Raw genomic sequence first — 4,777 nt, forward strand, 5'->3', positions numbered from 1 at the left:
GTCCGGCACCCCGGCGGACCGGCCCCATCCCGATCGTCGAGCCACCCACCGAGCAATGCGAACGGGCCCCGTCGACCAGAAGGTCGGCGGGGCCCGCTCGGGGCTAGTCGTCCAGGCCGACGGGGGAGTTGGGGCGGTCGACGTCGACGAACTCGACGTCGTCCACCGCGCGGTCGTCCCGGCTGCCGGCGGCACGGGCAGCGGAGCCGACGGCCCAGCCGACCGCCGCGCCGACCAGCGCGGCCCCGATCAGGAGCGTCCACGGCAGCGCTGGCTGGCGCCCGGCGAGCGCGTCAAAGGCGCGCGAGGCCCGACGTCGGGCCTCCTCCGCCGCGGAGCCGACCAGGTCACCCGCCCCGTCGGCGAGATCGCCGCTGCTGCGACGGGCCGAACGGGCGGTGTCCCGGACACTGTCGCCTGCGAAGCTGACGGCGGAGAGCAGGTGCTCCCACGCCTGATCCGCGATCCGCTCCGGCTTGCTGCGCCGGTCCAGCAGGTTGGTTCCGAACATCGTGGTTACCTCCTCGGGTGCCGAAGCCACCGGCCACTTCGGACTTCGGCGTCTGTCCAGCGCGGCACGGTTTCGCTGATTCCGCAGTGCCCCGGGCCGGTCGGCCGCAAACCCGGTCGGCCGGGGCTCACCGGCTCCCTCAGCGCACCGCCACCACGGCCGCACCGCGGGCGAAGTCGTCATCGTCGTCGTCATCGTCGTCCCCGCCGCCGAAACCGCAGGCCAGTACGAGGGCGAGCAGTACGCCGACTCCGGCCAGCCCGGCCAGTCGCTTGATCATCGAAGGTCCTCTCCGCCGCGGTGGGTGTCCCGGGGCTGATGCTAGGTGGCGTCGGCAACCGCCCGACCGGATCGGACCGGACGCGACCGGGCGACCGTGGCGCGACACGCCGGTCCCAGGCGGGGCCGGCGTACGGGATGGGTCGGTTGTCGGGCGTGTCGGGTCACGCCCGTTACCCTGGTCCGGCGACGCGTCGGTTCCGACCGATCGTGGAGTGGTCAGATAACGAAAAGTATTGGTTGATCAGATACCGAAAAGTGGGGATATGGGCGACTTTGTTCGCCCGGATCCGTGAATTGCTCATCCCGAGGGGTGGCGACCGAGGCCGTCGGAGGAATACTCTCGGTCGCGGCCCGCGTACTGATGAGACGCCCGGGGGACGGGCGGGTGGAGGTGCTCGCGTGAGCCTGTCGATCGTGAAGTCGGTCCTGTCCGGTGGTGTCGTGGAGATCGCCCCCCGGGGCGAGATCGACGTCGACACAGCGTACGAGGTGCGTGAGGCGATTGCGGAGGTGCTGGCCAAGAGCCGCCCGGTCCGCATCGAGCTGAACATGAGGCTGGTCACCTTCATCGACTCGGTCGGCATCAGCGCCATGGTCGCCGGCTTCCAGACCGCCGAGGTCAGCGGCGTCAAGCTGGTGGTCACCGAGCCGAGCCGGTTCGTGCACCGTCAGCTCTGGGTGACCGGTCTGCTCGGTCTCTTCGGCGCACCGGAGCCCTACTTCGCCGGGGCCGCCACCCCCGAGGTGCTTCCGGGCGCCTGAGCGCCCCCGTCAAGGCTGCTCGTCCAGACCGGTCAGGTCCACGTCGGTCACCTCGGTGACCGCTCGGATGGCCGTCACCGACGCGTACCCGGCGGCCAGCAACGCCAGGTCCGTGCCGGGCTGCGCGGCCTGGCCGGGCTCCTCCAGCGCGGTACGCACGAAGCCGTGCCCCGACTCGGCCACCGTCATCTGCACCTGACCGAAGCTGGCCAGGGAGCCGCGACGTACCCCGCGCAGCCGTCCGTGCGGCAGGTCGGGGGCGTTGACGTTGAGCACGCTCTCCGGCGGCGCGGCGGTCAGCCGGGGGAGCAGGTCCAGGGCGACCCGCGCGGCGGTGACCCAGTGCCGTTCGGCGTCGCGTACGCGGGCTGCGGCGTCCACCGCTGCCCCGCCGCTGCCGGCCGTCGCCTCGCCCGCGGAGAGCACGTCCAGTGAGACGGCCATGGCCCGGCACCCGTTCGAGGCGGCGGTGAAGGCGGCGCCCACCGTGCCGGAGTGCAGCACGGCGCGGCCGGCGTTGGCACCCCGGTTGATCCCCGACAGCACCACCGACGGCGGCGGGCCGAACGCGCCGTGCAGCGCGATCAGCGTGATGAAACCGGGCGAGCCGGCGACCCCGTACGCCGGCACGCCCGCCAGGTCGGGCAGCGGATGGTCGTGCACCACCACCCGCCCGTCCCGTTCCACCGCGCTCATCGCGGCGCTGGTGCCGCTGGCCTCCTCCATCGGCGCCGCGACCACCACGTCCAGGCCCCGCTGGGCGGCGGCCAGGGCCAACGCCTGGATGCCCGGCGCGGCGATCCCGTCGTCGTTGGTCACGAGCACCCGCAGCGTCATCGCTCGACCGCCCGGTCGGCCAACTCGTCGGGGGTGGTCCGCTCCTGTTGCCGACTGTCCGCCGGGACGAGCCGGACCCGCTCCACCAGCCCGGTGATCGAGTCCAACCGTCCGGTGCCCAGCCCGTGCCGGGTCACGTTCAGCGCGCCGGCCGCGGCGCCGGTACGGATGGCCGTCCGGATGTCGCCACCACGGGCGATCACGGCCGCCACGCCGGCGGTCATCGAGTCGCCCGCGCCGCGCGGATCGGCGGCCTCCAGCCGGGGCATCTCCACCTCGAAGAGCTCCCCGTCGATGAGCGCCAGCGCCGGCTGGTCGGCTCGGCTCACCACCACCGTCTCGGCGCCGGCGGCGTGCAGGTCGTACATCGCCCGGGTCAGCTCGGCGCCGTCCCCACTGCGGGCGCGACCGTCCCGGATCAGCTCCTCGTGACTCACCTTCAGGAAGAACACACCGCCGTCCAGTACGGCGCCCAGGTGGTCACCGGACAGATCAGCCACCACCCGGCTGCCGTTGGCGCCGAGGTCGGCGGCGAAGCGGCGGTACAGGTCGGCCGGGACGAGCCACGGCGCATTCGGGCCACTGAGGACGCTTACGTCGGCGCGCAGTCCCTCGCCGAGCGCCAGGTTGTACAACTCGTCCAGCTCGTGGCGGCTCAGTCGGTCCCCGGGCACGTCCACGACCTCCTGTCGGGACCCGCCCCGCCGGTCGTGCACGTACCCGCCGCTGCCGGAGTCGCGCATCACCACCTTCAGGTCCACCCCCTCGCTGACCAGCAGCGGCTCCAGCACCTGACCGACCTCGCCACCGAGCGCGGCGCAGAGCACCACGTCGACCCCGAGCGACAGCACCATGCGGGCCTGCCAGACGCCCTGGCCGCCGGGGTGCAGGTGCAGTTCGGGCTGGTCGTTCGGCTGATCCACGGTCACCGTCAGTTGCGGGGTGGGCGCGAAGACCATCACGTGCCCGCTCACCGGTCGTCACCGAACATGTGTCCACCCTCCGTCACAACCGGTGATTTCCCATCAGCCGACCGTAATGGGAATGCTGCGCGAATACCGGGACAACGGACGGTGTCCGTCCGGGCGTTGCCAGCCTGAGCCGCGTACGGGACGATCGTGCGACCAGCGACGTCGGGAGACTGTGTGCTCAGCAGCGACAGCTTCAGCTACACCGTCCAGGCCCGCTGCTCACTCGCCGAGGCGGCGGCGTTGTTGAGCGACCTGACCCGCCAGGGCGAACTGCACCCCCTGATCGTCCGGGTCCGCCGGGTGCCGCCCCGTCCGGGCGCCCGAGCCAGCTACACGATCAACGACAGGCTGGCGGTGGGGCCGTTGCGCTTCCGCACCACCTACCAGGCGGACGTGCTGATCAGCGAACCTGACGAGATCGTCACGGTGGCCCGCCAGTGGCCGGCCACCACCGTCCGCAACCACACCCGGCTGCGCGCCGAGCCGGACGGCCTGGTCCGGATCGACGTCGACATCACCCTGCGCGCGCCGACGCCCCTGTTCCGGTACGCCTTCCAACAGGCCCGCGCCGCCCACCTCGCCCTGGCCACCCGCCTCGGTGCGGCCCTCGACCGCCCCGCGTCATGATCGTGCCTCGCCGATCATGGAGTTGTGGTGGGCCACAAAACGCCCATACAACGCCAAGGCAGGCACCACAACTCCATGATCGCCGGGCCATCCAGCACGGGTTGGCCGGCCGGAGCCCTAACGCAACACTGTTGACTTCCGTGTTGTTGCGCGATCTTGTGGCGCGTTGCGTGCCGGGCTCGCGGCGGCGGAGGTATGGCGTGCGCCGGTGGGTCGGGCGGGTCGGCGGCCCCAGGGCTTGTACGTGGAGAGCACGGTCGCGATGATCATGAGGCTGGTCGACACCGCGGGCGCGATCACCAGGTCGGCGCGATCCCGGGCGGGGAGGGCGGCGCCCAGCGCGCTCGCGTGCCGCAGGTTCGGGGTGAGCAGGAACAGCACCAGCCCGACCATCGCCGTGGTGATCACGAGCTTGACCAGCACCCACCGGTGGCGCACCAGGCCCCAGGGGGTGAGCAGCGCGCTGGCGACGCCGACGAGCCAGACGAGCACGCTCAGCGGCGCGAACAGCACCGTGCCGACGAGCCCGGCGACCGGATAGACCACGGCCGGGTCGGCGCCGCGCTGTGCCGCGATGCCGAGGGTGAGCAGCACCAGGTCGGCCCCGAGCCAACCGAGCGAGGTGATGAGGTGCAGGGTGAGCAGCGCCTTGCGGGTGGCGGGTGGGATTCGCGGCATACCCGACATGCTGCCGGCCCGGCCCGGCCGGGTCGTCCGATCACCGGCGGCGTCCGGGGTACGTCCGCTGACGTACCCGGGGCCGGCGCACCCGCGCGACCGGGGGCCG

At 72.5% G+C, this 4,777-nt stretch carries 7 protein-coding genes; 2 read left to right on the forward strand and 5 right to left on the reverse strand.

Going from position 1 to position 4,777, the window contains the following annotated elements:
• Positions 1 to 103: 103 nt before the first annotated feature.
• Entirely contained in the window at positions 104 to 511 is a 408-nt protein-coding gene (locus tag AB0J68_RS27400) for a hypothetical protein (RefSeq protein ID WP_363941212.1), read from the reverse strand.
• Between the two features lie 139 nt (positions 512 to 650).
• Entirely contained in the window at positions 651 to 791 is a 141-nt protein-coding gene (locus tag AB0J68_RS27405) for a hypothetical protein (protein WP_234589220.1), read from the reverse strand.
• A 401-nt stretch (positions 792 to 1,192) separates the two neighbouring features.
• Between AB0J68_RS27405 and AB0J68_RS27410 the strand changes: the two genes are divergently transcribed.
• Complete coding sequence (locus AB0J68_RS27410; RefSeq protein ID WP_354859435.1) at positions 1,193 to 1,555, forward strand: STAS domain-containing protein; 363 nt, start codon at positions 1,193 to 1,195, stop codon at positions 1,553 to 1,555.
• Between the two features lie 9 nt (positions 1,556 to 1,564).
• On the opposite strand, the gene AB0J68_RS27415 is transcribed toward AB0J68_RS27410, so the two are convergent.
• Together AB0J68_RS27415 and AB0J68_RS27420 are read right to left on the reverse strand one after the other, a co-directional pair.
• Positions 1,565 to 2,392, reverse strand: coding sequence for a 5'/3'-nucleotidase SurE (locus AB0J68_RS27415; RefSeq protein ID WP_363941214.1), 828 nt, complete (start codon positions 2,390 to 2,392; stop codon positions 1,565 to 1,567).
• Positions 2,389 to 3,366 carry a PfkB family carbohydrate kinase gene (locus tag AB0J68_RS27420; RefSeq protein ID WP_354859439.1) on the reverse strand — a complete coding sequence of 326 codons (978 nt, stop codon included), beginning with the start codon at positions 3,364 to 3,366 and terminating at the stop codon, positions 2,389 to 2,391. Before AB0J68_RS27420 ends, AB0J68_RS27415 begins: the two co-directional genes overlap by 4 nt.
• Before the next feature lie 171 nt (positions 3,367 to 3,537).
• Here AB0J68_RS27420 and AB0J68_RS27425 point away from each other — a divergent pair, with 171 nt between their 5' ends.
• Complete coding sequence (locus tag AB0J68_RS27425; protein ID WP_354859442.1) at positions 3,538 to 3,990, forward strand: SRPBCC family protein; 453 nt, start codon at positions 3,538 to 3,540, stop codon at positions 3,988 to 3,990.
• A 117-nt stretch (positions 3,991 to 4,107) separates the two neighbouring features.
• On the opposite strand, the gene AB0J68_RS27430 is transcribed toward AB0J68_RS27425, so the two are convergent.
• The coding region (locus AB0J68_RS27430) for a hypothetical protein (RefSeq protein WP_363941217.1) at positions 4,108 to 4,777 on the reverse strand (670 nt) is incomplete at its 5' end.

It is taken from the genome of Micromonospora sp. NPDC049580, from assembly GCF_040675595.1.
In the GTDB taxonomy this organism is placed as follows: domain Bacteria; phylum Actinomycetota; class Actinomycetes; order Mycobacteriales; family Micromonosporaceae; genus Micromonospora.

Coding starts and splice junctions, on each gene's coding strand:
- AB0J68_RS27400 (WP_363941212.1), bottom strand. CDS start 511: ATGTTCGGAACCAACCTGCTGGACCGGCGCAGCAAGCCGGAGCGGATC.
- AB0J68_RS27405 (WP_234589220.1), bottom strand. CDS start 791: ATGATCAAGCGACTGGCCGGGCTGGCCGGAGTCGGCGTACTGCTCGCC.
- AB0J68_RS27415 (WP_363941214.1), bottom strand. CDS start 2,392: ATGACGCTGCGGGTGCTCGTGACCAACGACGACGGGATCGCCGCGCCG.